Below are 26927 nucleotides of genomic sequence, written 5' to 3'. Positions count from 1 at the left end.
AAGCTTGACATGAAAAAAATAGTTTGGATTATTTCATCCATTGCTGCGCTCGTTTTACTCATTGGCATCATTAGCTTTTCGTGGATATATCAAATTGCCATGGGTCAAAAAGAAGAAGGTCATGAGGCAGCGATTGAACGAGCAAAAAAGCAAGCATCATTAGCACAAGTAGAGCAAGTGGATACCTTTGTTGGGAAAGAAAAGCAATTTGTTGTGGAAGGTAAAAACAAACAAAACGAAGCGATCTATGTGTGGGTACCTGCCAGCAAAAAAGAAAAAGTCATTGCTAAAAAAGCAAAAGAAGGCATTACTTCAACCCAAGCAGTACAAGCCGTTCAAAAGGAGAACACCATTTCTAAGCTGAAAAATGTTCAATTAGCAAGAGAAGGTGACGTCCTCCTTTGGGAAGTAACGTACTTAAATGAGAACGACCAATATAGTTTCAGCTATGTTGATTTTACGACAGGACGAGTGGAAAAAAATTTAACACCATAGTTTCTTCTGTCTTGCGTTGACCATGCTGATTTAGAACGGTTATAATAAAATGTATGAAAAAAGAATCACACCTATTTAACAAGGTGAGTTTCTTTCTGGCTTTGGAGGGAAATATGTTGAAAACAACTATTAATCAAGTGTTCAAACACGTCGATGAAGAAGTAACAATCGGCGCATGGATTGCCAATAAACGTTCAAGCGGGAAAATTGCATTCTTGCAGCTTCGCGACGGGACAGGCTTTATTCAAGGAGTCGTTGTAAAAGCAGAGGTGGAAGAGGAAGTCTTTAAGCTTGCGAAATCAGTGACACAAGAGACATCGGTCTATGTCACAGGACAAGTAACAAAAGACGAACGTTCACCACTTGGTTTTGAATTACAAGTGAAATCCATTGAAGTGATTCACGAAGCAACAGATTACCCAATTACACCAAAAGAACATGGAACAGAATTCTTAATGGATCACCGTCATTTATGGCTGCGTTCTAAAAAACAGCATGCCATTATGAAAATCCGTAACGAAATTATTCGTGCTACATATGAGTTTTTCCATCAAGAAGGCTTCGTGAAAGTGGATCCGCCAATCTTAACAGGAAGTGCTCCTGAAGGAACAACAGAGCTGTTTGCTACTAAATATTTTGATGAAGATGCATACCTTTCTCAAAGTGGACAGCTTTACATGGAAGCTGCTGCGATGGCACTCGGAAAAGTATTCTCATTCGGTCCAACATTTAGAGCAGAAAAATCGAAAACAAAACGTCATTTAATCGAGTTCTGGATGATCGAGCCTGAGATGGCATTTGTTGAATTTAATGAGAACCTTGAGTACCAAGAAAATTATGTGTCTCACGTTGTTCAAAGTGTACTTGAAAATTGTAAAGTAGAACTCCACACACTTGGCCGTGATACAGCAAAATTAGAAAACATCAAAGCACCATTCCCGCGCATCACATATGATGAAGCGATTAAATTCTTGCAGGATAAAGGATTTGATGACATTGAATGGGGAGATGATTTCGGTGCGCCGCATGAAACAGCGATCGCCGAAAGCTATGATAAACCAGTCTTTATCACTCATTACCCAACCTCATTAAAACCATTTTATATGCAGCCTGCACCAGACCGTGATGATGTCGTCCTTTGTGCAGATTTAATTGCGCCAGAAGGGTATGGAGAGATTATCGGCGGTTCTGAACGTGTTCATGATTTAGATCTGCTTGAAGCAAGATTAAAAGAACATGGGTTAGATCAAGAAACGTACAAATGGTACACAGAATTAAGACGGTATGGTTCTGTACCACATTCAGGTTTTGGTCTTGGACTTGAACGAACAGTTGCTTGGATTAGCGGAGCGCCGCATGTGCGTGAAACAATTCCATTCCCAAGATTATTAAACCGTTTATATCCTTAAGACGTGAAAGCCTCCAACATATGGAGGCTTTTTCAAACGTCTTAAGGGCAGCACGTATGAGAAAACGTGATATACTGAAAGTGAAGAGGTGTATCCGATGAAAAGGCAACAATTTATAGATATGCAGAAAATGGGTTCGACCAGTTTGCCTAATTTGCTGATTGCCCATTATGAGCAATTAGGACTGAATGAATCACAAATGATGGTCATGTTAAAGATTAAAATGAATGAAGAACAAGGCGTCTTTTTTCAAACATTTGAAGAGCTTTCACATGGTATGACCATTTCGGCCGAAGAATGTGCTTATATGGTGCAGTATTTGATTCAAAAAGGGTTTATTTCGATCCAGCCGTTTGAAGACAGGTCTGGTATTCAGCATGACCGTTACTCGGTAGAACCCTTATGGGGTGTGCTGTATGACTTTTTAGAAGCAAAACAGGCGAAAGACCTGCAAAAGAATCATGTGCAGGCTGAAAAATCTTTATATGCGCTATTTGAAGATGAGTTTGGCAGACCACTTTCTCCTCTTGAAGGGGAGACACTCTCGATCTGGATGGACCAAGACCATCATGATGCTGAGATGATTCGTCTTGCTCTAAGAGAAGCTGTTTTATCAGGGAAATTAAATTTTCGCTATATCGATCGAATATTGTTTGAGTGGAAAAAGAAAGGGCTGAAAACAGCGGAAGAAGCGAAAGAGCATAGCCAGCATTTCCGTTCGCAGCAAAAAGCCCCACCTTCAAAAGAAGAAACATCTTCATATAAAAGACAAGTTCCTTTTTATAATTGGCTGGAACAATAACCAATAAAGGAGAAGGCATGTTATCAAAAAAACAAATCAATGAATGTTTAGATATTATAGGAGATATGTTTCCAGAGGCTGAGTGTGAGCTTGTTCATTCCAATCCATTTGAACTAGTGATTGCTGTCGCACTCTCAGCGCAATGTACAGATGTTTTAGTGAACAAAGTGACCAAACATCTATTTCAAAAATATAAAACACCAGAAGACTATTTAAGTGTGCCGCTTGAAGAGTTGCAGCAGGATATTCGTTCGATCGGTCTTTATCGTAATAAGGCAAAAAACATTCAAAAATTAAGCCAAATGCTGATTGAAGATTATGGCGGTGAAGTGCCAAGAGATCGAGATGAGCTAATCAAGCTTCCAGGGGTTGGACGGAAAACAGCAAATGTCGTTGTATCTGTCGCTTTTGGAATTCCCGCCATTGCAGTAGATACACATGTCGAGCGCGTCAGCAAACGACTTGGGATTTGCCGCTGGAAGGATTCTGTTCTTGAGGTAGAGCAAACCTTAATGAAGAAGGTGCCAAAAGAGGATTGGTCCGTGACACATCATCGTCTCATTTTTTTCGGCAGATATCACTGTAAGGCGCAGCGGCCACAGTGTGAATCTTGTCCACTTCTTGATATGTGCAGAGAAGGGCAGAAGAGGCTGAAAAAAGGGCTGGTGAAGCTGGCATGAGCGGAGCAGCTGTTTTCACCTCATATGTCGAAAAGCTAAAAGAGAAAAAGGTAGAGATAAGCGGCGAAAAAAAGGATATATTAAGAATCAATCCACTCGCATTTGATCTATCTTCAGAACCTTTACTAGATGAGCAACCGTGGCAGAAAACGGAAGAATTTGTTCCTTTGATGTTTGATCTGTGGAATGAATTAAAAGACAACATGCTTCCTCGCTTTCAAACGAGAAAATCTCGGTGTGAAGAGGATGATATGCTGCAAGGCATTGTCAGTATGATTGCAATGTTTTACTGGATCAAAGGAGAGAAGCTTCAAACCTTTGATTGGGAGGAAATCAAACAACAGACGTTTCCAGTAGCCCCCATTAACTGGACAGAACGATTAGAGTTTATTTTACTTAAACCTACTCAATATCATTGCTTTATTCAATTGGACGAGTTATACACAGAGCTCAAAAAGCAGTATGGAAAATACGAAGCACTCAGAAAGTTAAAACAAAATCGTTAAAAAAGCACTTGCCACATACGGCAAGTGCTTTTTTGTTATTCGTCTTCTTTGCGAGAAGTAGAATTTGACTGAGTATTTGAGCTTTGAGAATTGGCTTTCTCGTCGTCTTTCTTTTTATCTTTATTGGCATCGCTCTGTGAGTTGCTATTTCCATTTGTACTGTCTGAGCCATCACCATTTTCGGTATTTCCGCCTTGATCTTTTTTATCATCAGGCTTCTGCTCATCAGTGCCGCCTTGGTTTTGATTATCATCTGTTTGATCTGTTTGCTCATCATCAGGTTGCTGTGGCTCTTCTTCTTCTTTGTTCTCATCATCTGCTTTTTCTTCCTCTTCTTCGTCATCTTTAATGGTGAGGAAGGTAGAAGCAGCTTTACTTGTGACATCGTCTACAGTCGCTGTCACTTGGAATTTATAGGTGGATCCTGGCTTCACATCAGAGATGACGGCTTCTTTAGAAGAGCTGTTTTGAATGTCTTTATAGCCTCCATCATCGACCGCTTGCTTCACATTAAATGTTGCATCTGCATCGTCATCATAACCCCAAGTGAGTGTAATCGACTTTTTCTCTTCATCATACACCGCTTTTAAGTCAGATGGTTTGTCAGCTTCTTTCTTTTCATATGTGTCAGAAACTTTTGTTGGGACAGTTCCTTTGACGAAGTATTCCGTTGTCTTCTTATCACTTGGTGTGTTTGGTCCAGCTAACTTCGCTGGATCTGATCCTTTTTCAACCGTTGCTTCAACGACACTGTCTGGCTTTTCAAATGAGCCGCTTCCATCATCAATTTGAGAAATTAATTTCTGGAAGACAACTTTGGCAACACGTTGTTCATAATCCGTGAGCCACATTTTGCCGTCTGCATCTTTTGAGTTGCCGATTCCGGTCCACACAGCTGCTGTGTATTGCGGCGTGTAACCGACAAACCATGAATCTTTCGCCCCGCCAGAAGGGATGTTGTATTTATTAATATCATCTTGTGTAAAGTTGGTTGTACCTGTTTTACCAGCTACTTGAACATTCGGTACTTGTGCGAGTGTACCTGTTCCAGATTGTACAGCAGTTTTCAGCATATCTGTGATCATAAATGCAGTGTAATCACTCATGGCTGCTTTAGAGTCTGGTGTTAAGTCAAGCTTCGTCCCGTCATTAAATTCAACAGACGTTACGGCATGCGGTTCATTATAGTATCCGTTGTTACCGAATGCACTAAATGCACCAGCCATTTTAAGAGATGAGACACCTTCGTCAAATCCGCCGATTGAGTAAGACTCAGGAATGTCAGAAGGTAAGTCCAAACCTAAGTTATTGGCGAATTGAACAGCATTATCTGTACCAGCTTCTTGGAAAGCTTTTAAAGCAGGGATGTTTCGTGATTGTGCCAAAGCACTTCTCATCGACATTTTCCCTAAGTGTCTTCTGTCAAAGTTGTTAATTGGTGTACCGTTAGAGTACGTATAAGGCGCATCATCAATTTGCTGATATGTTGACCATTTTTTGTTTTCAATTACAGGACCGTAATCTAAAATTGGTTTAATTGTAGATCCCGGCTGGCGTTTTGCATCAGTGGCATAGTTAAAGCCGCCGGCTGGCACATCACGACCACCACCAATGGCACGAATTTCACCATTTTTTGTATCCAGCAGGGTGACTCCAGCTTGCATACCTTTCGTAAATCCGGCTGAATCCCCATTGATGATGTCATCCAGATGATCCTGAGCTTTTCGATCAAGAGAAGTATAGATTTTTAATCCATCTGTTGATACATCTACTTTGGCTTTTTTCTGTACTTCTTCCATGACTTCTTCAATATAAGCAGAGTACTTACTTGAGTTTTGACTCTTATATTTATCAGCTGAAACAACTGTTTTGCTGACAGGTGTTGCTTTTGCTTCCTCATACTCTTTCTCTGAAATATAGCCTTGTTTTTTCATTAGGCCTAAAACGATATTACGGCGTTTTTCCGCAGCCTCTGGATGTTTCACTGGGTTATAGGCAGATGGACTTTGCGGCATACCTGCAAGTGTGGCAGCCTGTGCAACAGTTAGTTTATTTAAATCTGTCACTCCGAAAAATTGTTCAGCCGCTTTCCCAACACCATAAGCATAAGGAGAGAAGAAAATACGGTTTAAATACATTTCTAAAATTTCATCTTTAGAGTATTTTTGCTCAAGTTGAATCGAGAGCCATACTTCCTGTACTTTACGTTTTAACGTCTTTTGATTGTTAAGCAGGGAGTTCTTCACAACCTGCTGTGTAATCGTACTTCCACCTTCTGCTCCAAAACCGTCCTCGACGTTTGCGACAAGAGCACCGCCAATACGGATAGGATCAATCCCGTGGTGTTTATAAAAACGTGCATCTTCAGTTGCAATAAACGCGTCTTTTACCACGTCGGGTATATCTTTAATCGAGACATACGTTCTTTTTTCCGCCCCGACTTCTGCAAAGACTTTTTTGTCTTTATCGTAAAGTTTTGAAGAATACGGCGTTTTTAGCTTGCTATCATCAATAGAAGGAGCGCTTGATGCAAAAACGGCAAAAGTTGTGATTCCGGCTACTAAACAAAGAAGACCGATCACGAGTAAAGATAAAAATATTTTTTTAAATAGACCTGCTTTCTTTTTGCCTTTTTTGTTCTTTTGCTTCTTATTGTTTTCTTGACTTGCTTTACGTCGCTGTTCACGACTTGTAAATTGATCAGACATCACATCTCAACCTTTCGTGTTAAACCTTTTTCGAACGTAAATGTTGCTTGCTGTCATCCGAAAAATGAAGTGTCTCCACTACTTTAATATAATCAATTCTTGGCGAATATCCAAGTGTCATGAGGTGACCTGCTTCCATTAATTCATCTTTGCTAATGGATTTACGGCCGTTTTGCTGCTGCCGCTCCCAAAAGAAGAAGAGGTCAGTAGCGGACAAATAATAAACGGAACCAAATGCGGATATAATAACAAAACAAATACCGCCTTGCTTTTCAACCTGTTTCATATGCTCAATTTGATGGTCGTGGAAATTTTTGAGCGGAAACGAGGTGGTGCTTTTGGTTTCCTTTGCTTCAAAATCGATATAACGCCCTTTGTATACCCCGTTGTAGTCTGTTGTGGAGGATTGTTTAAAATAGGCTTCTTTAATGACAGCAGCGCTTCTTTTTGGATAATCCACATTGACAATTTGAACAGGGGTAGGCTTTTTATGAATGACTGCGATCCCGTTGACCAAATAGTACTGGTTCGTTTCATTTAAGTCAGCTTCAAGCGTCATCCCGCGGTTACTATAAGATGATTCGCCGCTGATTCTTTTTTTTGTCCCAATTTGTTGAATGGGCTGATACGATTTTCCGTTAGGATACCGAATCATCAAGTTTCAGCCTCCTTTTAATGCATTTTGTATTGGAGAGATCACCATGTTGTCACAACAAGAGCACATGATTACCCAGCATATTTTACATGAAACGAAAGCGAAAAATAAGGATAACCTGACAAGGACAAATGCGTACAAGCGCTTTTATGACCGTCATCCAGAGATGAAATGGTCTCTGCTTGCTTCTTTTGTCTCCAGAAATGCTGGATGGTCGATGACAGATTTAAAAGGCGAGCTCTTTCATCCGGGTTTAACGGATCAGCAAGGGCATCTGTTCTTTACAGCATATGAAAGAGCGAATTGGTTGATCTTTTCAGATGCTTACCCGCAGCTTCTCTTGTATGAATGGTCAAAAAGGTGCCGTAAACCTTTATTTCATCTGCTGCCCCATTTCGGTGTGTCTCGTTTTATGAGCGCTGAGTGGGAACGATTTTGGCAAACGCGTGACACAGAGCGACTGCTGCATGCACTCATCATAAATGAACAATATACTATACAATCTCCTATTATACAAAATCCTCTCCTGAAAAAGAATGTTTTTCACTCGATTCAATATCTTTTCAGCGAGTGGGCACATTTTCAAACCGTCGTTTTTCCGACAGTAGACGGGCATTTGTATGGGTTAACCATACGAAAGTTTTCCCAAGTAAAAGAGCGCATTACGTTAGGGAAAAAACTAGCAAAACTATTGTTTCGAGCCGATTTGTTTTCGGATTTTTATCATTTTTTGCATACCGTGCCGCATACGGGATCTCGATTTGATTTTGAACCGTTTTTAGGGATTGCGCGAAGGTCAAGCCCTTTCCTCAGAACGGTGTATCCAGTCATGACACATTCATTAGACGATCAAAGGGAAGATTGGTTTCAAAAGAAATTGAGTCCAGCCTTGTTTGAAGCAGAGCGTTTACCAAAACAAATTGAGCTGACCGACTGGTATTTTCATAAAAAAAGGCAGCTTCGTTTTCTTTTCTCATTAGAACACTATTTTTTGCATAAATAAAAAGCAGGGGGTACCTGCTTTTTTTACGTGGATGGACGGTTAGGGCCGCCGAGCTTTTTATCAAGCTGATCTGTACTGTTTTCTTTCCCTTTTGTTTTTTGCTCTTTTGGTGCTTGCTGCTTTTTCATGACATCTACCTCCTTTGTCCTTAGAATTTACACAATCGGACGCGATCATACAAAGAAGGACAAGCACGTGTCGAAATGGAAGAAATTGCGCTTATCTTCACTTAGATTGGCGATTTAGTTCTAGTTTTGTCATGTATGAAGGAGGGGGCAAAAGAAAAGAGAATGTAACGAGAGATGATAAAGGAGGAATCTGATGATGAGCGAATTTGTATCAAAAGAATCCATTATGCAGTTGTTAGAGGAAATTGAGCGAAAGATTGATGCGGTGGAAGAAGAACTGTCTTTAGCTGTCAAAAAAACAAAAAACGCTGCCGTAGAGGAGCAAGAACAAATCATTGACCGTCTTGAATCTGAAGTGAAGGAATGTGAATTGAAAATTCATGCAGCAGAGTATAAGCTGCAGGCAAGACCCGCATATCACGCCGGATAGCTTTTCTATTTGAGCAATAAGTAAACGTTTGATAGGATGGTTCATAGAGGTGAACACTTTGGATAATCAAACATTACTTAAACATACACAAGAGTTGATCACGTGGATCGAAGAAGCATACGAGCAGTACCTAAAGGGAAAGGCAGAAGAGGAATACCCAGTTTATGATTTTTACAACGATATTCAACCGGCCGTTGTCAAATTTGATCAGCAAATGGAAGAGTGGCTTACTGCTGCTACCTCATTTATTCATCAGGCCAAACCTAGATACTTACATCAAGAACAGCTTGAAGCCGTCCAAGAAAATGGAAAAGAGGTTGTGCTGCAATCTTATTTTGGCAAACAGCATGCACCTCGTGTGAAAAATTTAGTTGAGTCAGTGATTTATACACTGAACCTTTTAATAGAAGAAATCAACAAACGCAGCTGATGAAACAGGCTGCGTTTTTCTTATGGCTGCTGTAGGCACATCTTCTGCTTCCTGAACATAATATATCATTGACTTCAATATGTTTTCAGAGCGAGAGGAGCGAGATGCATGTTCCCTTATTCAAACCAACCATCTTATGAAATGAATCAATTTCAGCAACGGCCTTTTCCGTATCCAGATATGCAGCAACCTCCGCAGCCTCCAGAATATTTCATGCCCCCATATCAAGGTGAAATGAACCAGCCGCCTTCTGCGGGTTATCAGCCGCCTTTTGGATATCAGGAAAACTTCCAGCCTTATCAGCCGCAGCCTGAAGCAATGAATCAGCCGCAAATGCAGCCGCCGGGCATGATGCCTATGCAGCAGCCTATGAATCCTTATCCTTTGCCAAGGCCGCAAAAACAGCAATCATCTCAATTTAAAAGTGTGCTGTCACAATTTAAAAAAACGAATGGGCAATACGATTTTAATAAAATGTTTGATACTGCTGGACAAATGATGAGTACAATGAATCAAGTGGGCTCATTGGCGAAAGGATTTACTAGTATTTTTAAAGCATAGCAAAACCCAATAGATATACATCTATTGGGTTGTTTGTTTTGGCGCAGTCACACGAAGTGATTGATCTTTCCAAACGCTCTTCATATTGGTTTCATCTATTTTTGCAGGCATTAAAATGGTTTTGGTAAAACTTGAATAGGAGGAAGTCGTGTCTGTTTTGATTTTTTCCTGTACCGATAAGTGTAAATATTGCGCTTTCACTTCTAGTGCGATATCACCTTCGACAAAATGGTCTGGAAATCGAATCTCAATATATACATATTGATCATCTTCTGTCACATCAGTTGTAATGGATGCAAGTGAATGGCTCGTGGTCATCAGCGCCTCTGCACTATTTAAAATGTCGTGAAACGGCGATGATGCAAAAAATTGTTCAATTGCTTCATATAGAATGTCTTCATTTGCTAACAACTCGTGTTTCTTTTCACTTTCATGTTTCATTTGAATCACCTCTCATCTACAGCCTATGCAAAAGGGGCTCAGGCGGTTATCAATTGATGAGAGGAAAAAATTATGATTAAATAGTGTTGAATGAAGCAAGGTGTATGGGCGTGAAGGTTTATACGCTGAATAGATCTAGAAGCAAAGCTTGAAGGGAGCAAATGAACATTGCTGAAAAAATTATTCGGTTTCGGAAAAAACCAAGATGATGTAAAGGAAGAAGTCATTTATTCTCCAGTTGATGGAGAGTTAATGGATATGACCGATGTACCAGATCCCGTTTTTTCTCAAAAGATGATGGGAGACGGCGTAGCTGTAAAACCAAAAAACGGAACCATTGTGTCGCCAGTAGATGGTGAAATTATTCAACTCTTCCATACAAAACATGCAATTGGGATTCGAACACTCTCGGGGCTTGAGCTTCTGATTCATATCGGACTTGAAACGGTTGGATTAAATGGTGAAGGCTTTGAAGCACACATAAAAGAAGGGGATAAAGTGAAAGCAGGTGATCCTCTCATTACATGTGATTTAGCGCTGATTGAAGAAAAAGCGGCAAGCACAGTGACACCAATTGTCATCATGAATGGTGATTTAGTAGAACATCTTGACAAAGAACCTAAGGGCTCTGTAGAAAAGCAGACGTCCAAGCTTTTTACAGTGAAAATGAAATAATCCAAAAAAACTACCCTGAGTTGATAGGGTAGTTTTTTTATTGAGGAGATTAATCCTCCATTGGAACCCAGCCTTTACTTGCTTCCATGACAGTCCATAAACCCTCTGGAATCATGTACTTGTCTTTTTGACTGCGTTTAATGACGGTCTCAATCTCGTTTTCTCTGCCTTCTTTAATCTTTACTGCCCAATCGGGATCAACAATGACTTCTCTTGCAACAGCGATGAGTGGAATCCCTTGATTGTATGCATTCAGTGCATCCTCAGCTGTAATGACGCTGCCGACGCCGATGAGTGGAAGCGTGTCACCACAGCGCTCTTTTAATAACTCCATCCGCGTCTTACTTGTATCAGCACCACGTCTTGCCTTAGCGTCAATCTCCATTAAAGAAATATGCAAGTAATCAAGGTTTTTTGTCTTAAGTACGTCCACTAAAGTAAATGTTTCTGTCATGGTTAAACCAGGTGTTTCTGGTTCTTCAGGTGATAATCGATACCCAAAGATAAATGGTTTTGTTACATGCTCTTTGATTGCTTCTTTCACCGCATCTACAACTGCAATTGGAAATGCGAGACGTTTTTCTTCGCTTCCGCCCCATTGATCTGTACGCTGATTACTATGTGGGGAGTAGAATTGCTGTAATAAATATCCGTTCGCTCCATGGATTTCGATCCCATCAAATCCTGATTGGATTGCGCGCCTTGCTGCTTCTTTAAATGAGTCGATGATGTGAGGAATTTCTTCTTCTGTCAAAGCTCTCGCAATTTGTTTTCCATCTTTAAATACATCACTTGGCGCAACGACATCCCCGTTTGGGACTAAATGAGGGAGAGCCTGAGAGCCGCCATGATGAATTTGCATAATGGCTTTTGTTCCTTTCGCTTGAATCGCAGAAGCAAGCTTTTGAAGGCCAGGTATATCTTCATCCCTTGCAATAGAAGGCTGTCCTTCAAACGCCTTACCATCTGGCGTTACGTTTGCACATGCGGTGATGACCATGCCCATTTCGCTTGATCTAGCGGTAATAAAATCAATTTCTTCCTTTGAGATCGTGCCATCCTCATGAGAACCGAAGTGTGTCATTGGTGCAACGACTAAACGGCCATCAATAGAGGCACCCCCTGGGAATGTAAAAGGTTCAAATAAAGGCTTAAATTCGTTTTTCAATCTGATCATCTTCTTCCTTGATAAAATCATTTCACTATAGAAGTGTAATAGATATTGTTACAACACATCAAAATATTTGCTCACAAGCGGTGCATCAAAAAATTGCCGCCTAGTCATGCAAACAAATATTCGGTACACTAGAATGAGAGGTGGATACCAGATGAAGAAGAAAACAATGAACGAACTCATAGAAGATTTAAAAAAAGATGAACAGATTGAGCATTGGCATGAAATTGAAGCGAAGCCTGCACTGACTTCTTCAATTCCTGAAAGAGTAAATGACAGACTCAAAGTGGCGCTTGAAAAAAGAGGTGTGAGCGAACTGTACATTCATCAAAAGGAAGCCTTTGAACGTGTGATGGATGGTGAAAATGTGGTGACTGTGACACCTACAGCTTCAGGTAAAACGCTTTGCTACAATCTGCCAGTTCTTCAGTCGATCGCAGAAGATCAGACAAGCCGCTCCCTCTATTTATTTCCAACAAAAGCACTTGCGCAAGATCAAAAAAGTGAATTAAACGAAATCATTCATGAGATGGATGTTCCAATTCACAGTGAAACCTATGACGGGGACACCTCCTCAGCGATTCGCCAGCGCGTCAGACAGGCAGGACATATTGTCATCACAAATCCAGATATGCTGCACTCAGCGATTTTGCCTCACCATACGAAATGGGTCAGTTTATTTGAGAACTTAAAGTATATTGTCATTGATGAACTTCATACATACCGAGGCGTGTTTGGCAGTCATGTCGCCAATGTCATTCGTAGACTAAAGCGAATTTGTGCATTTTACGGAAGTGACCCGACCTTTATTTGTACATCAGCGACCATTGCGAATCCGAAAGAGCTCGCAGAGCAGCTGACCGGAAGCAAGGTGCATCTCATTGAACGAAACGGAGCACCTAGCGGTAAAAAGAATTTTGTCTTTTACAACCCGCCAGTCGTCAATAAGCCTTTAAATATTAGACAAAGTGCGGCCACTGTTGTGAATCAACTCGCTAAAACATTTTTAAAAGAAAAAATTCAAACGATTGTTTTTGCTAGAAGTAGGGTAAGAGTTGAAGTCATCCTAAGTCATATTCAAGAACTAGTGAAAAAAGAAATTGGTCCTAAATCGATCCGTGGTTATCGCGGGGGCTATTTGCCGAAAGAGCGGCGTATGATTGAAAAAGGCTTAAGGGAAGGAGACATTCTCGGTGTTGTCAGCACAAACGCACTAGAATTAGGAGTAGATATTGGACAGCTAAAAGTCTGTATCATGACCGGATATCCTGGCAGTGTAGCGAGTACGTGGCAGCAGGCTGGACGAGCTGGAAGGCGTCATGAGGAAGCACTCATTATCATGGTCGCAAGCTCATCGCCACTTGACCAATATATTGTCAGACACCCTGAATACTTCTTTAACAGACCACCTGAATCGGCAAGAATCAATCCTGAGAACCTTATCATCCTAGTCGATCATCTAAAATGTGCGTCCTACGAGCTACCGTTTCGAGAAGATGAACAGTTTGGCGGTATGGAAGTAGAAGAAATCTTGCAATACTTACATGAAGAAGGGGTTCTTCATTTCAGCGGGAACCGTTATTATTGGTCAGATCAATCGTTCCCGGCTCATGGCATCAGTCTGAGATCTGCAAGTCAGGAAAATGTCGTCATTGTCGATCAATCTGATGTAGCGAACGTTCGAATTATTGGGGAGATGGATCGATTCAGTGCGATGACCTTACTTCATGATGAAGCGATTTATTTACATGAAGGGGTTCAGTATCAAGTGGAAAAGCTAGATTATGAGCATCTTAAGGCTTATGTGAAACAAGTCGATGTAGAATATTATACAGATGCGAATTTAGCAGTTCAGCTCAAGGTGCTTGAAATTGATCAAACAACAGAGAAAGAGGCGGTATCTGTTCACTACGGTGATGTGACCGTCAATGCAATGCCGACTATTTTCAAAAAAATTCGATTATCAACCGGGGAAAATATCGGTTCCGGCCCGATTCACTTACCTGAAGAAGAGATTCATACGAGTGCTGCTTGGTTTGAATTACATGAAGCAGAGCGGACATTTGAAGAAAAAACACTTGAACAGCTCTTGCTCGGTATTGCCAATGTTCTTCAGCATATTGTTCCGGCGTTTGTCATGTGTGACCGTTCAGACATTCATGTCATTTCTCAAATAAAGGCAGCCCATAACGGGAAACCGACCGTATTTTTATATGATCATTACCCAGGTGGAATCGGTTTAAGTAAAGAGGTCCAGGCTCGCTTTGATGAAATTGCCCGTGCAGCCACTCAGCTGATTGAGCGATGCAGCTGCGAGAACGGCTGTCCATCTTGTATTGGCATGGAAATGAAAGAGATCGATGGAAAAAGCAGTATCATTCAATTGATGGCAGGATTTTAAGGAAAGGGGGAAAAGACGTACTCATGTCATTAAAAGGAAAATTAAACAGAATGAAAAAACACCTGTCGCACAATCAGTCAGATGAAAAGCGTGGGGCAGTAAAAGAGGGACAAACGCACACTGTGACGGCTGAAACCATACCATTTCTAAAAGAGTGGGGGGAATTAGGTGCAGCTCCTTACTACTTTGAAGACTCTTTCTGCCTCATTCGGGAAGTGACCTATCCACTTGACCATCAGCATGGGCGATATTCATTTGCAGAACTGCCGGAGATGGTGAGTGCATGGAACAAAAGTGAGATTCAGCATTCTCTTTCTGCAAAAGGCTACAAGCCTCACGAGCTATTTTTCTTCGATACAGAAACAACAGGACTATCTGGCGGAACGGGAAATATGATTTTTCTGCTTGGGCATGCGAGAGTTTATTCAGATAAAGTGGTGGTAAAACAACATTTGCTCACGAATCCAGGAAATGAAGCGGCACTTTACAATAGCTTTCTTAGTGAGGTGGATGTTGAATCGCTAGTGACATATAATGGAAAATCATTTGATTGGCCTCAAGTCAAAACGAGGCATACATTATTACGCGATCAAATACCTGCTCTACCTGAATTTGGTCATTTTGACCTTCTGCATGGGTCAAGGAGATTGTGGAAACATAAATATGAGCGTATGGCTCTTTCGGTTGTAGAAAAAGAGGAACTGCACGTCAATCGAGAGGGAGATACACCGGGGTTCCTCGCACCAATGATCTATTTTCACTTTTTAAAGGAACAAAACCCGAAACTGATTGAAGGAATTTTGACTCACAATGAACTTGATGTCTTATCGTTAATCAGTCTCTACATTCATTTGTCTAAAAAAATCTTATCCAAAGATGCGGTGAAGGAAGACGATGAGAAATATGCATTAGCTAAGTGGCATCTTGCTCACCGTGATGTGCAGGAAGCAACAAAGCACCTGCAAGAATTAACGGGAGCAGCGTTTGAGCATGCGGATCAAGCAGCTTATGATCTATCGTTACAGTACAAGCGATTAAAACAATGGGATAAAGCGGCATGCATATGGAGACGTCTATTTGAATCAAGTGATGTTCATTTAAGATTAAAAGCGGGTGTAGAGCTTGCAAAGTATGAAGAACACCGTCAAAAAGATCCAAAAGCAGCCCTTTCCATTACCCAAACATTGTTATCACAATCGTCTTTAAGTGAACGAGACATTGTGGAACTTGACAAGCGAGAAAAGCGGCTCTTAAGAAAAGCTGGGCAATGAAATTATTGCCTGGGAAAGCGCAAAAAAAGACAACGTTCGGCTCTCGGCCGAAAATAAAAATTGTTTAGCACTTTTATTGTAGAAAAGTCACGAATCCTGTAAAATAACGTTAGATATTGAATGAGGAGCGTAGAGCATGTATAAGGGTCTTTTCTACTTGTTTTTTCTTGTTGTCATATTGGTCGCGTTTGTGTTTTCAAACTATAAAGATGTTTTTCTTGCAAACTTTTAAAATAGGTTAATGCATTAGTACATGTACACCTCTTGATTCATACATTATTAATGTAAGAAAATCAAGGAGAGGGGAATGCTACATGTACCATCATCATCATTGCAATCCAAATGTTACACAGCCAATTGTACATCCAACGAATCACTGCTGTACGCACAGTGAGTCAACTACAATTGTGCCGCACATCCACCCGCAGCATGTAACAAATGTTCATCACCAAAATTTCCAACATGTTCACTACTTCCCGCATACGTTTTCTCAGGTGGACCCGGCAACACATCAACACTTTAACTGCGGTGGACCTTGCTGTAACAGATAAAGTGAAATGGGACTTTTATAAGTCCCTTTTTTTAAAAGCAGGTGAAAAAATGAAAATTATTGCTGTCACAGGGTACAAGCCATTTGAGCTTGGGATCTTCAAACAAGACGAGCCTGCACTTCAATACATAAAAGCGGAACTTCGGAAAAGGCTGACGGCACTCATTGAAGACGGGCTGGAATGGGTGCTCATTTCAGGTCAGTTAGGGGCAGAAATATGGACAGCTGAAGTGGTCTTTGAGCTTCAAGAGGAGTTTCCAGATTTAAAACTTGCTGTCATTACACCATTTTATGAACAGGAAGAGCGCTGGAATGAACAAAATAAAGAGCTGTATGAAGGCGTTCTTGCACAAGCTGATTTTGTAGAAAGTGTCACGCATAGACCGTATGAAAGTCCGGCACAATTTAAACAAAAGAACCGCTTTTTTATTGAAAAAACGGACGGCCTTCTCGTCTTATATGATCCCGAGCACGAAGGCTCGCCAAAATATATGATCAAAGAAGCTGAAACCTATACCGACTACCCAATTATGTATATCACAATGGATGATTTAAGAGCACAGGTTGAGGCGGAAGATCCGTTTTTTGACTAAAAGCAAGAGAAAATTTGACAACGTCACGTATTTCTGAAAAAATATACTATGAATTCACGATATGAGGTGAAAAAGATGCTTGCTGATAAAGTAAAGCTTTCTGCGAAAGAAATTTTAGAAAAAGAATTTAAAACAGGTGTCCGAGGGTATAAACAAGAAGAAGTCGATAAATTTCTAGATATGGTCATTAAAGACTATGAGACATTCCATCAAGAAATTGAAAAACTCCAACAAGAAAACCTTCACTTGTCAAAACAGCTTGAAGAAGCGGTTGAGCAAGGGAAAAGACAGCCTGCACAGTCCAATACAACAAACTTTGATATTTTAAAAAGACTATCTAATCTTGAGAAACACGTTTTCGGCAGCAAACTTTATGATTGAGTAATACCAAAAAAGCTTGTGTCAGATGACATTGTCGTTTATAATAACGCATGTTGATTAACGTTCGGGTAATCGCTGTAATGCTTTGACATTGCAGAGGAAAGTCCATGCTCGCACGGTGCTGAGATGCCCGTAGTGTTCGTGCCTGGCGAAAAAATAAGCCAGGGCAGCCTGGGAAAGGCTGACGGCAGGAAAAATGCCTACGTCCTTTTAGGATATGGCAAAGTATCCTTGAAAGTGCCACAGTGACGAAGTCTCACTAGAAATGGTGAGAGTGGAACGCGGTAAACCCCTCGAGCGAGAAACCCAAACTTGGTAGGGGAACTTTCTCAAAGGAACCAAACGGAGAGAAGGACAGAGAATTCTGTAGATAGATGATTACCACCTGAGTACGAGGTTTTTGCCGTTTGCAGTACGATGGAACAAAACATGGCTTACAGAACGTTATATCCGTTATCATAAACATGATGAAATCAAAGCTCTCCTATTTCTACATATGGAGAGCTTTTATCTTGATTAAGAAAAGAACGAGAAAACAGGTGATAAACAAATGAAAACCTATACACTCATCGCAACAGCGCCAATGGGAATTGAAGCGATTGTTGCAAAAGAAGTAAGAGACCTTGGGTATGAGTGCACTGTAGATAACGGAAAAGTCATTTTTCAAGGAGATGCACTTGCCATTTGCCGTGCGAATCTATGGCTGCGTACAGCAGACCGGATCAAGGTCCAAGTTGCTGAATTTTCGGCTAGAACATTCGACGAGCTTTTTGAGCAGACTAAAGCCATTGACTGGGCCGCATTTTTACCGAAAAATAGCACATTTCCCGTCATTGGTAAATCTGTTAAATCTCAGCTTGCCAGTGTGCCGGATTGTCAGCGCATCGTCAAAAAGGCTATCGCGCAAAAACTTAGATCATCTTACAACATACAGTCTGAATGGCTAGAAGAGACAGGCCCTGAATACAAAATCGAGGTAGCGCTTTTAAAAGATAAAGTATTGCTGACGCTTGATACGTCTGGTGTGGGTCTTCATAAACGTGGATACCGTGCAGATCAAGGGGGCGCGCCGATTAAAGAAACCCTTGCAGCGGCGCTTGTCTTATTAACGAACTGGACACCTGACCGTCCGTTTGTCGATCCTTTTTGCGGATCAGGAACAATTGCTATTGAAGCAGCGATGATTGGACAAAACATTGCCCCTGGATTTAACCGTGAGTTCGCATCTGAATCATGGGAATGGATCGGTGAGGACGTTTGGAACAAAGCACGCCTTGAAGTAGAAGAAAAGGCGAATTATGATCAGCCGCTTCACATTATCGCGAGCGATATTGATCATCGTATGGTAGAGATTGCGAAACTGAACGCAGAAGAAGCTGGTCTTAGTGAACTGATTCAATTTAAGCAAATGCAAGTGAAAGACTTTCAAACAAAAGATGAGTATGGTGTGATTGTCGGAAATCCGCCTTACGGTGAACGTCTCAGCGATAAGCCAGCTGTGGAAAAAATGTATCAAGGCATGGGCGAAGCATTGAAAAACTTAGATACGTGGTCCATTTACATTTTAACGTCACATGAAAAATTCGAAGAGTGTTTCGGAAGAAAAGCGACGAAAAAGAGAAAACTGTTTAATGGATTTATTAAAACAGACTATTATCAATACTGGGGAAAACGCCGGCCTAGGAAGCAAACAACTGAATCGTAACAAATGTCCACACCACGAGAAGGTGTGGATTTTTTTATGCTAAAAAGGTATAAGTCTTGACGGGACGGAATAAACTGAACTTGATTTTAAAAAAAGAGGTGTCTTCATGATTCATTATGATCAATTTCAGTTAATTCAAAAAGCACTCGCTTCAACAGCCCGAGAAATAGAAGGGATTAAAACAGGACAATCTGTTAAACTTACGGCAGCCATCGAGAACTTAGCAATGGCTCAAAACTACATAGACCATTCAGAGCACGCATTTTTAATGAAGGAAAGCTACCAGCATCGCCTGCGCTCTTAAAAAAAGATTGTCATACCCCAGCATAAATGTTACTATTGAATGTCTGAATGATTCAAAAGTTGGGGGTTGAAGCAGGTGACAGCATCTCGTTTGCCTTTTTCATTAACAAAAGAACATAATTTTTACAAAGAACTGGGCAACTGGATTGGTGATGTGTTTTATGACATTTTGCCAGAAAAGGGCTTTGATCTTCGAGATGAACAAATATTCATGGCTTTTCAGTTAGAAAGAGCCTTTAAAGAAAAAAGTGTGATGTTTGCCGAAGCTGGGGTAGGCACAGGCAAAACAATCGTTTATCTTTTATTTGCGGTCACATATGCAAGATATACAGGGAAACCTGCGATCATTGCATGTGCAGATGAAACGTTAATTGAACAGCTGGTCAAACAAGAAGGTGATATCTATAAAATTGCCAATCACCTTGATATTCAAATAGATGCGAGATTAAGTAAATCGCATGATCAATATTTATGCTTAAAGAAACTAGAGAAAACGATGCAACGTGAAGATGATGAGAAGTGGCTCGACATTTATGAATCGCTTCCTTCATTTGTTCATGAATCTCATGGGATGCAGACATTTTATCCGTATGGTGATCGAAAAGAGTATCCAGAATTAACAAATGATGAGTGGTCAAGAATTGGTTATGACTCTTTTCAGGACTGCTTAACGTGCGACATGCGGCACCGCTGTGGCTTGAATTTATCAAGAGACCATTACCGAAAAGCAACAGACCTCATCATTTGTTCTCATGACTTTTACATGGAGCATGTATGGACAAAGGAGTCACGTAAACGTGAAGGACAGCTGCCGCTCCTTCCTGAGCATAGCTCTGTTGTATTTGATGAAGGGCATCTTCTTGAGTTTGCAGCACAAAAAGCGCTAACATACCGAGTGAAACAATCAACACTTGAGACGTTTTTGGAGCGTCTTTTGCAAAATGATATTCGTGAAGAGTTTGCAGAGCTTGTTGAAGATGCACTTGCAACAAACGATCAGTTCTTTTATCTCTTAAAAACGAATGCCAAAGAAATCAAAGGATCACACCGTCTTGAAATTGGTCGTGTAGATGAGGTAAAGCGTTCAGCAAGTGAATTATGTGATTTGCTTGAGAAGATTGGAGAAGCGCTCGTATTTGAATCAGAGATGTACACAATTGATCAATACGAATTGTCTGTTGTGGAAGAGTACATTGAACAGATGGCGTATTCTTTGTCGCTTTATCAGAAAAATGCCATTAGCTGGCTGGAGAAGCAGGAATTAGATACCACCTTTGTCGTCATGCCAAAAACGGTAGCAGAAGTTCTCGGTGAAAAGGTATTTTCGCAAAAAATCCCTTATATTTTCTCATCTGCTACGTTGTCTGAAAATCAATCATTTGATTATTTAGCTGAAAGCCTTGGGATCAAAGATTATTTATCCATGAGTGTGGCTTCGCCGTATGATTATGAGGAGCAAATGCAAATGTATTTCCACGGAATTCAGCAGCCAATGACAGAGTCAGCTGTAAAAGGTCAGCACGTGCTATCTCAGGTGAAAGAAAATGGCGGTCGATCTCTTATTTTATTCCCTTCATTTGATGAACTGCATGTATTTAGAAAGCAGCTCGAAGCATCAAATGAATCACTGCCTTTCCATGTGTATTTTGAAGGAGACGAGGAGATCAGTACCATTGTTCAAAAGTTCCAAGCGGATGAAACATCTGTGTTATGTTCCGTTCACTTGTGGGAAGGGCTGGATATTCCAGGACAGTCTCTAACAAATGTGGTCATTTGGGGACTTCCATATCCACCGCATGACCCAGTATTTGAAGCAAAACGGAATGAAGCGAAAGATGCATTTACTGAAGTGGATCTTCCGTACATGTTGCTTCGTCTAAGGCAGGGCATTGGGAGACTGATTCGGACAAGCCAAGATGCTGGCAGCATTCATATTTACTTTGGCAGTCAGAAAGATATTGAGCTGCAAAGTAAAATTGAATCCGTTCTTCCAGTAAGGCCAGTGATCTCTTAATGATAGAAAACCATTCAATAAGAGGAGGATACGATCAGCGTATCCTCCTTTTTCATTGACAAAAGAACATTTATTGAAGTAGCCTTGAAACGTACATACATATTTTATTGATTGGGGGAACGAACGCATGAGTCTTGAATCAAAAGAGAAAGCGTTTTATCAATTACTAGGAAAAATCGCCCATTATACAGAGGCGCTTCATTTACTTTATTGGGACTCTCGAACACAAGCGCCTAAAAAAAGCGCTGATTTCAGAGCAGAAACCATCGGTCAATTATCCAGCGATATCTTTAATATGAAGACTTCTGATGAAATGAGAGATCTTCTTGAAGCATTAAATAAAGAGAAAGAAAAGCTGTCAAAAGACACGCAGAAGGCACTCGAATTATCGCAAAAAGAATATGATGAAAACAGCAAAATTCCAAAAGAAGAATTTAAAGAATACTCCATTCTACAATCAAAAGCAGAGCATGTTTGGGTAGAAGCAAGGGAGAAATCAGATTTTTCACTCTTTGCACCCTATTTAAAACAGCTGATTGATTTTAACAAGCGTTTCATTCAGTACTGGGGCGTGAAAAAAACACCATATGATGTGCTGCTCAATAATTACGAGCCGGATATGACGGTTGAACAACTCGATCAAAAATTCGGTGCACTTCGAGACGCCATCGTTCCTCTCGTGAAAAAAATTGAAGCTTCGCCAAATAAACCGGATACTTCGTTTTTATCGAAAAGCTTCCCGATCGACAAACAAAAAGAGCTGAGTCTCTTTTTCTTAAAAGAGTTAGGGTATGACTTTGACGCAGGACGACTTGATACAACGGTTCATCCATTTGCTGTGACATTAAGCAGAGGGGATGTACGTGTGACGACGCGTTATGATGAGCACGATTTTCGAATGGCGATCTTTGGCACCATTCACGAATGCGGCCACGCCATTTATGAACAAAATATTGATGAGGCACTGAGCGGAACGCTCTTATGTGACGGCACATCAATGGGTATTCATGAATCACAGTCTCTTTTCTTTGAGAATTTTATCGGCAGACATGAAGATTTCTGGAAAACGTATTATCAAAAGCTGCAAGAGGCATCTCCTGAACAATTTAAAGATGTCACTTTAGAAGAATTTGTGCATGCGGTGAATGAATCGAAGCCGACTTACATTCGAATTGAAGCAGATGAACTCACGTATCCGCTTCATATTATTATTCGCTATGAAATTGAAAAAGCCATTTTCAATGAAGAAGTAGCCGTTGAAGACTTGCCAGCGTTATGGAATGAAAAATATAAAGCATATCTTGGCATTACGCCGCCTAACGATGCGCTTGGTATTTTGCAGGATGTTCACTGGTCAGATGGTAGTTTTGGTTATTTCCCTTCATATGCACTTGGTTATATGTATGCGGCGCAATTAAAGCAGCAAATGATCAAAGATTTACCGAATTTTGATGAACTGATTCAAAATGGGTCTTTTGCACCGATAAAAGAATGGCTAACTGAACATGTCCACAAGCATGGAAAACGGAAAAAGCCATCTGAGATCATTCAAGACGCAACTGGTGAAGAATTAAATGTTCAATACTTAATTGATTATTTAACAGATAAGTACACGAAACTATATTTATCATAAATGAAAGGCACCCTTTGATCAGAAGGGTGCTTCAGCGTGTAGACAAACCCTCGCATTCGTTGTCAGGGTCTGCGCGCCGGTGCTCACGAATGTTAAATTCGCTCTGCTCCGGTGCTCGCCCTTCCTAGACTGCAAAGGTTTTCTATCACGCTGAAAAGAAGACAAAGGGCTAAAATAAAGTTCATTTTAGCCCTTTGTCAACAATCTGAGGAACCCTTTAATCAGAAGGGTGCTTTTTTGCTGCTTGAATATTCTAAAAACGAACGTTTAAAGCTTAATGATTATTTAAGTTCGGTATTTTTCTAGAAAAGTGCTTTCCAAGCGTCTGAAATCTTGTTATAATTTGAACACTATGAAACACTCATATAATCGCGTGATGAAGGCACGCAAGTTTCTACCGGACACCGATACCGTCCGACTATGAGTGAGCAAAATGAAACAGCTTTTGTATGAGCTGAAGATCCCGTGGATCGTTTTCGCATTGCTTGCTCCTTAATGGACAGCAATGCTTTTTTTATGCAAAAAAATGAAAGTTGCTAATATGCTGGGAGGAAGAATGATGGAATTGTTACGTCAAAAGATCGAGAACGAAGGAATCGTTCTGTCAAATCAAGTGCTAAAGGTAGATGCTTTTTTAAATCATCAAATTGACCCTGTGTTAATGCATGAGATCGGTCAAGAGTTTGCTAGATTATTTAAGAATGATGGAATTACTAAAATTATCACAATCGAATCTTCTGGTATTGCACCTGCTGTCATGGCTGGACTTGCCCTTCATGTGCCAGTTGTTTTTGCCCGAAAGCGGCAATCACTGACTTTAACGGATAACCTTTTGACAGCAAGTGTGTATTCTTTTACCAAAAAAGTAGAAAGTACGATCGCCGTCTCTAACACGCACCTTAGTGAGGATGATTGTGTGTTAATCATCGACGACTTTTTAGCAAATGGAGAAGCCGCTAAGGGACTAGCTGCAATCGCAAAGCAAGCGAAAGCAAAAGTAGCTGGTTTTGGAATTGTTATCGAGAAATCATTCCAGCCTGGAAGAAAAGAGCTTGTGCAAATGGGCTATAGAGTCGAGTCACTCGCACGTATCGAATCGCTTGAGGAAGGAAAAGTCACGTTTGTACGCGAGGTACAATCATGAGTGCCACTAAAAAAGCCAAAACCCTTTCGCTAGGGATACAGCATGTACTGGCGATGTATGCAGGTGCGGTTCTTGTCCCGCTCATTGTTGGAGATGCGCTTGGGCTCACGCCAGCCCAGCTGACGTACTTAATTTCGGCAGATATTTTCATGTGCGGTGCCGCCACACTGCTTCAAGTATGGAAAAACCGCTTTTTTGGCATCGGTTTGCCTGTTGTACTAGGCTGTACATTTACTGCGGTCTCTCCTATGATTGCGATTGGCTCTAAATATGGAATTTCGTCTATATATGGAAGTATTATCGCCGCAGGGTGTATTGTCATTGCTCTTTCATTTTTCTTTGGGAAGCTTGTGAAATTCTTCCCGCCCGTTGTCACAGGTTCCGTCGTCACGATCATTGGAATTACCTTAATTCCGGTAGCCATGAACAATATGGCAGGTGGTGAAGGAAGTGCAGACTATGGTTCTTTTGAGAATCTTGGACTTGCTTTTCTAGTGTTGTTTATTATTGTCCTTCTCTACCGATTTACAAAGGGATTCATGAAGGCCATTGCTATCTTAATCGGCATTCTACTTGGGACAGCAGTTGCTGCTTTCTTAGGGAAGGTGGAGACGGCAGAAGTGGCGAATGCACAAGTTTTCCGCATCATTGAGCCTTTTTACTTTGGGTTGCCTACTTTTGAATTTGCACCAATCATGACAATGACATTAGTGGCCATTGTGTCATTAGTCGAATCAACGGGTGTATACTTTGCGCTCGGAGATTTAACGAATCGTTCATTAAAAGAGAAGGATTTAGCAAAGGGATATCGTGCAGAGGGAATTGCCGTCTTATTAGGCGGTATCTTCAACGCTTTTCCATACACAGCTTACTCTCAAAACGTTGGATTGATCCAATTAACAGGTGTGAAGAAAAATCAGGTCATTGTGGTGACAGGTGTATTATTAATGGTATTTGGCCTTTTTCCTAAAATCGCGGCATTTACAACGATTATTCCTAAATCCGTTCTAGGCGGTGCAATGGTCGCCATGTTTGGCATGGTCATTGCGTACGGGATTAAAATGCTCTCACGCGTCGATTTTGCCAAACAGGAAAACTTACTCATTGTCGCATGCTCAGTTGGCATCGGGCTCGGAGTGACGGTGGTACCGCAAATGTTTGATCATTTGCCAGAATCGATTAAATTGTTAACAAGTAACGGAATTGTCGCCGGAAGCTTTACCGCTATTTTGCTTCATATTATTTATCACATGCTTCCTTTTAAAAAAGAAACAGAGCAGGAGCTAATGGAAGAACCTAAGCAATCTGTTATGTAAACACTTCTCTTTGGAGAGCTGAAAGCCCGCATCCTTTGGATACGGGCTTGTTGTGATTAGTGCCATTAATGTTGTACCGGCGGCATTGTTTCGTTAATGACTGCAAAAGTATAGCCCCTTGCTTTTAGTTGTGTAATCAGGTTATCTAAATAGTTCGTGGTAGAGGGTTGATCATGCATTAAAATAACTTTTGGTTCCCATGGTTTATTTTTCTCAAACATTTGCAGTTGATTCAATACCTCTTGAACATATTGTGAGTTTTTATATCTCCAGTCAAGGCTATCAATCGTCCAATCCCAGTAAATAAAGCCATTTTGGTTTAAACGTACTTTTTGATCATATGTTAAATTTGGAACACTGCCATAAGGTGTTCTCACAAGACGGGTGTAAACGCCTGTAACAGAAGCAAGAATGAGCTGAGCTTCTTTCATTTCATTTGCGGGAGACTCACTGTTCTGGTAAAAGCGGTTTATATCATGCGTCATGCCATGAAGCCCTAATTGATGTCCTTCTTGATAAAGTCTTTTCACCGCTGCTTGGTGAGCTTGGATTTGCGGTCCAAGCATGAAGAATGTCGCCTTCACTTGATGTGCTTTTAAGACATTTAACAGCTGATTTGATGTAGCAGAAGGGCCATCATCAAATGTTAAAAAGACCGTTTTATTCGTTGTCTGTTGGTTTGGATTGGTCCTAAATTGTTGATCCAATGTTCTTGTAGAATGATCTTTTGCTTTCAGACTGATACTTGTGTCTCGGAAGTCACTGCTAGTAACAATTTTTGCTTGCCCATTTGTCGCCTGCAAATGGGGTTTAGACATATCCCAGATAAAAACGAGAAACAGTGTAAGAAGCACTAAACCAATTATCTTCGAGAGAAATATCGTGCTGTAGGGTGTCTGTTTTTTGGACACCTTTTTCATGACAATCACTCCAGTCAATTAAATTTTGTGCCGAATCATGTAGTAGATTCTGTCTTTTTTCACTGTTTTTCATGGTGTTCATATTGATTAAGTATACAGGAAAAAAACACCTTTTTATATATAGTTATCAAATAAATTAGAATTTTATGGTTATTTATTTGTGTTGATCAGAAAAAAGGTGATCCATTCATTTTTAAATGAAATAATTCTGAATAATGATCGAAACGTTGGTATAAGTACGCTAAGATAGCAACAGATTTAACCATTAATGCGAAGTGAAAGGAGATTCCGTATGAAAGTGTTGTAAAATGACGATTTCATTGAAAAAAGGATGCTCATGTGGATATTGGAGATAGAGGCTATCAAACGCGAAATACATAGAGAAAAGCTCTTACCCTACAAAATAAAGAAGAAACAAAAGAAAGCAAAGTCAGTACAACTGAATCAGAGATTGGCTACTATGTAAAAGGTGAACGTGAAAAGTCATTTGCTTATTCCTTTCATACAGCACTTTTACTTGAAGTAAAGGTGGGGTTTGTCTACGGTCTGCACTTCTCATTTGAGAGGTGTTTTTTTGCATAAAGCTATGTTAAATAACT

The 26927-nt window shown here is 40.6% G+C and carries 27 protein-coding genes, 1 other RNA gene and 1 riboswitch; of the genes, 22 read left to right on the top strand and 6 right to left on the bottom strand.

What is annotated here, in order from left to right:
* Window positions 1–9 precede the first annotated feature (9 nt).
* From tseB to NSQ17_RS10380, 5 genes are all read left to right on the top strand, one after another.
* Window positions 10–495 (top strand): cell wall elongation/penicillin-binding protein regulator TseB, encoded by a 486-nt coding sequence (gene tseB, locus NSQ17_RS10400; RefSeq protein WP_342467410.1) that lies wholly within the window; start codon window positions 10–12, stop codon window positions 493–495.
* 116 nt (window positions 496–611) lie between these two features.
* Window positions 612–1904 (top strand): asparagine--tRNA ligase, encoded by a 1293-nt coding sequence (gene asnS / locus NSQ17_RS10395; RefSeq protein WP_342468097.1) that lies wholly within the window; start codon window positions 612–614, stop codon window positions 1902–1904.
* A gap of 97 nt (window positions 1905–2001) precedes the next feature.
* On the top strand, window positions 2002–2706 hold the full coding sequence (locus NSQ17_RS10390) for a DnaD domain-containing protein (protein ID WP_007500879.1): 705 nt from the start codon (window positions 2002–2004) through the stop codon (window positions 2704–2706).
* Between the two features lie 17 nt (window positions 2707–2723).
* The gene (gene nth / locus NSQ17_RS10385) at window positions 2724–3386 is read left to right on the top strand and encodes an endonuclease III (RefSeq protein ID WP_008344602.1); all 663 of its coding nucleotides are present in this window, start codon (window positions 2724–2726) and stop codon (window positions 3384–3386) included.
* Complete coding sequence (locus tag NSQ17_RS10380; protein WP_251185260.1) at window positions 3383–3892, top strand: YpoC family protein; 510 nt, start codon at window positions 3383–3385, stop codon at window positions 3890–3892. The genes nth and NSQ17_RS10380 overlap by 4 nt, the downstream gene beginning before the upstream one ends.
* A 35-nt stretch (window positions 3893–3927) precedes the next feature.
* On the opposite strand, the gene NSQ17_RS10375 is transcribed toward NSQ17_RS10380, so the two are convergent.
* A complete protein-coding gene (locus NSQ17_RS10375; protein ID WP_035702944.1) occupies window positions 3928–6600 on the bottom strand; it encodes a PBP1A family penicillin-binding protein in 2673 nt (890 codons plus the stop codon).
* A 19-nt stretch (window positions 6601–6619) separates the two neighbouring features.
* Complete coding sequence (recU, locus tag NSQ17_RS10370; RefSeq protein ID WP_017359733.1) at window positions 6620–7255, bottom strand: Holliday junction resolvase RecU; 636 nt, start codon at window positions 7253–7255, stop codon at window positions 6620–6622.
* A gap of 46 nt (window positions 7256–7301) precedes the next feature.
* Here recU and NSQ17_RS10365 point away from each other — a divergent pair, with 46 nt between their 5' ends.
* Entirely contained in the window at window positions 7302–8258 is a 957-nt protein-coding gene (locus tag NSQ17_RS10365) for a DUF2515 domain-containing protein (protein ID WP_024718529.1), read from the top strand.
* A gap of 23 nt (window positions 8259–8281) precedes the next feature.
* Here NSQ17_RS10365 and sspM read toward each other — a convergent pair whose 3' ends face one another.
* Entirely contained in the window at window positions 8282–8386 is a 105-nt protein-coding gene (sspM, locus tag NSQ17_RS10360; RefSeq protein WP_017359731.1) for an acid-soluble spore protein SspM, read from the bottom strand.
* 193 nt (window positions 8387–8579) lie between these two features.
* Here sspM and NSQ17_RS10355 point away from each other — a divergent pair, with 193 nt between their 5' ends.
* From NSQ17_RS10355 to NSQ17_RS10345, 3 genes are all read left to right on the top strand, one after another.
* The gene (locus NSQ17_RS10355) at window positions 8580–8816 is read left to right on the top strand and encodes a DUF5446 family protein (protein WP_024718530.1); all 237 of its coding nucleotides are present in this window, start codon (window positions 8580–8582) and stop codon (window positions 8814–8816) included.
* A gap of 58 nt (window positions 8817–8874) precedes the next feature.
* Complete coding sequence (locus NSQ17_RS10350) at window positions 8875–9246, top strand: YppE family protein (protein WP_017359730.1); 372 nt, start codon at window positions 8875–8877, stop codon at window positions 9244–9246.
* A gap of 108 nt (window positions 9247–9354) precedes the next feature.
* Entirely contained in the window at window positions 9355–9807 is a 453-nt protein-coding gene (locus NSQ17_RS10345; protein WP_017359729.1) for a YppG family protein, read from the top strand.
* 21 nt (window positions 9808–9828) lie between these two features.
* Here NSQ17_RS10345 and NSQ17_RS10340 read toward each other — a convergent pair whose 3' ends face one another.
* On the bottom strand, window positions 9829–10248 hold the full coding sequence (locus NSQ17_RS10340) for an Hsp20/alpha crystallin family protein (RefSeq protein WP_007500867.1): 420 nt from the start codon (window positions 10246–10248) through the stop codon (window positions 9829–9831).
* 168 nt (window positions 10249–10416) lie between these two features.
* On the opposite strand from NSQ17_RS10340, the gene NSQ17_RS10335 reads away from it, so the two are divergent.
* The gene (locus tag NSQ17_RS10335; RefSeq protein WP_008344623.1) at window positions 10417–10923 is read left to right on the top strand and encodes a PTS glucose transporter subunit IIA; all 507 of its coding nucleotides are present in this window, start codon (window positions 10417–10419) and stop codon (window positions 10921–10923) included.
* Between the two features lie 49 nt (window positions 10924–10972).
* Here the strand turns inward: NSQ17_RS10335 and NSQ17_RS10330 are convergent, their stop codons facing one another.
* Window positions 10973–12091, bottom strand: coding sequence for an NADH-dependent flavin oxidoreductase (locus tag NSQ17_RS10330; RefSeq protein WP_342468096.1), 1119 nt, complete (start codon window positions 12089–12091; stop codon window positions 10973–10975).
* Window positions 12092–12251: 160 nt separating this feature from the next.
* On the opposite strand from NSQ17_RS10330, the gene NSQ17_RS10325 reads away from it, so the two are divergent.
* The 12 genes from NSQ17_RS10325 (at window position 12252) to pbuX (ending at window position 25408) form a co-directional block, all read left to right on the top strand.
* On the top strand, window positions 12252–14498 hold the full coding sequence (locus tag NSQ17_RS10325; RefSeq protein ID WP_326242639.1) for a DEAD/DEAH box helicase: 2247 nt from the start codon (window positions 12252–12254) through the stop codon (window positions 14496–14498).
* Window positions 14499–14521: 23 nt separating this feature from the next.
* The gene (locus tag NSQ17_RS10320) at window positions 14522–15769 is read left to right on the top strand and encodes a ribonuclease H-like domain-containing protein (protein ID WP_342467409.1); all 1248 of its coding nucleotides are present in this window, start codon (window positions 14522–14524) and stop codon (window positions 15767–15769) included.
* A 314-nt stretch (window positions 15770–16083) separates the two neighbouring features.
* Window positions 16084–16320 carry a spore coat protein CotD gene (cotD, locus tag NSQ17_RS10315; protein ID WP_072368252.1) on the top strand — a complete coding sequence of 79 codons (237 nt, stop codon included), beginning with the start codon at window positions 16084–16086 and terminating at the stop codon, window positions 16318–16320.
* Window positions 16321–16369: 49 nt separating this feature from the next.
* Entirely contained in the window at window positions 16370–16912 is a 543-nt protein-coding gene (locus NSQ17_RS10310; RefSeq protein WP_202394241.1) for a DUF1273 domain-containing protein, read from the top strand.
* A 75-nt stretch (window positions 16913–16987) separates the two neighbouring features.
* Window positions 16988–17293: a cell division regulator GpsB gene (gene gpsB, locus NSQ17_RS10305; RefSeq protein WP_008344631.1), complete on the top strand. Its 306-nt coding sequence runs from the start codon at window positions 16988–16990 to the stop codon at window positions 17291–17293.
* Between the two features lie 60 nt (window positions 17294–17353).
* Window positions 17354–17735, top strand: an RNA gene (gene rnpB, locus NSQ17_RS10300) — RNase P RNA component class B.
* Window positions 17736–17843: 108 nt separating this feature from the next.
* The gene (locus NSQ17_RS10295) at window positions 17844–18998 is read left to right on the top strand and encodes a class I SAM-dependent RNA methyltransferase (protein ID WP_039165648.1); all 1155 of its coding nucleotides are present in this window, start codon (window positions 17844–17846) and stop codon (window positions 18996–18998) included.
* Between the two features lie 106 nt (window positions 18999–19104).
* Complete coding sequence (locus NSQ17_RS10290) at window positions 19105–19302, top strand: hypothetical protein (protein WP_342467408.1); 198 nt, start codon at window positions 19105–19107, stop codon at window positions 19300–19302.
* 75 nt (window positions 19303–19377) lie between these two features.
* Window positions 19378–21315 carry an ATP-dependent DNA helicase gene (locus NSQ17_RS10285; RefSeq protein WP_342467407.1) on the top strand — a complete coding sequence of 646 codons (1938 nt, stop codon included), beginning with the start codon at window positions 19378–19380 and terminating at the stop codon, window positions 21313–21315.
* A 127-nt stretch (window positions 21316–21442) separates the two neighbouring features.
* Window positions 21443–22948, top strand: a complete 1506-nt coding sequence (locus NSQ17_RS10280; RefSeq protein WP_160757571.1) for a carboxypeptidase M32 — start codon at window positions 21443–21445, stop codon at window positions 22946–22948.
* A gap of 341 nt (window positions 22949–23289) precedes the next feature.
* Window positions 23290–23389, top strand: a riboswitch (purine riboswitch).
* Window positions 23390–23507: 118 nt separating this feature from the next.
* Window positions 23508–24092: a xanthine phosphoribosyltransferase gene (gene xpt, locus NSQ17_RS10275; RefSeq protein ID WP_268382755.1), complete on the top strand. Its 585-nt coding sequence runs from the start codon at window positions 23508–23510 to the stop codon at window positions 24090–24092.
* A complete protein-coding gene (gene pbuX, locus NSQ17_RS10270) occupies window positions 24089–25408 on the top strand; it encodes a xanthine permease PbuX (protein ID WP_160757572.1) in 1320 nt (439 codons plus the stop codon). The genes xpt and pbuX overlap by 4 nt, the downstream gene beginning before the upstream one ends.
* 65 nt (window positions 25409–25473) lie before the next feature.
* Here the strand turns inward: pbuX and NSQ17_RS10265 are convergent, their stop codons facing one another.
* A complete protein-coding gene (locus tag NSQ17_RS10265; protein WP_342467406.1) occupies window positions 25474–26328 on the bottom strand; it encodes a polysaccharide deacetylase family protein in 855 nt (284 codons plus the stop codon).
* Window positions 26329–26927: the final 599 nt, after the last annotated feature.

This window comes from Bacillus sp. FSL W8-0629, from assembly GCF_038593225.1.
GTDB classification, from domain to species: Bacteria; Bacillota; Bacilli; order Bacillales; family Bacillaceae; genus Bacillus; species Bacillus altitudinis.
The sequence above is the reverse complement of the archived record's forward strand: the minus strand, read 5'-3'. Positions and strand labels throughout refer to the sequence as shown.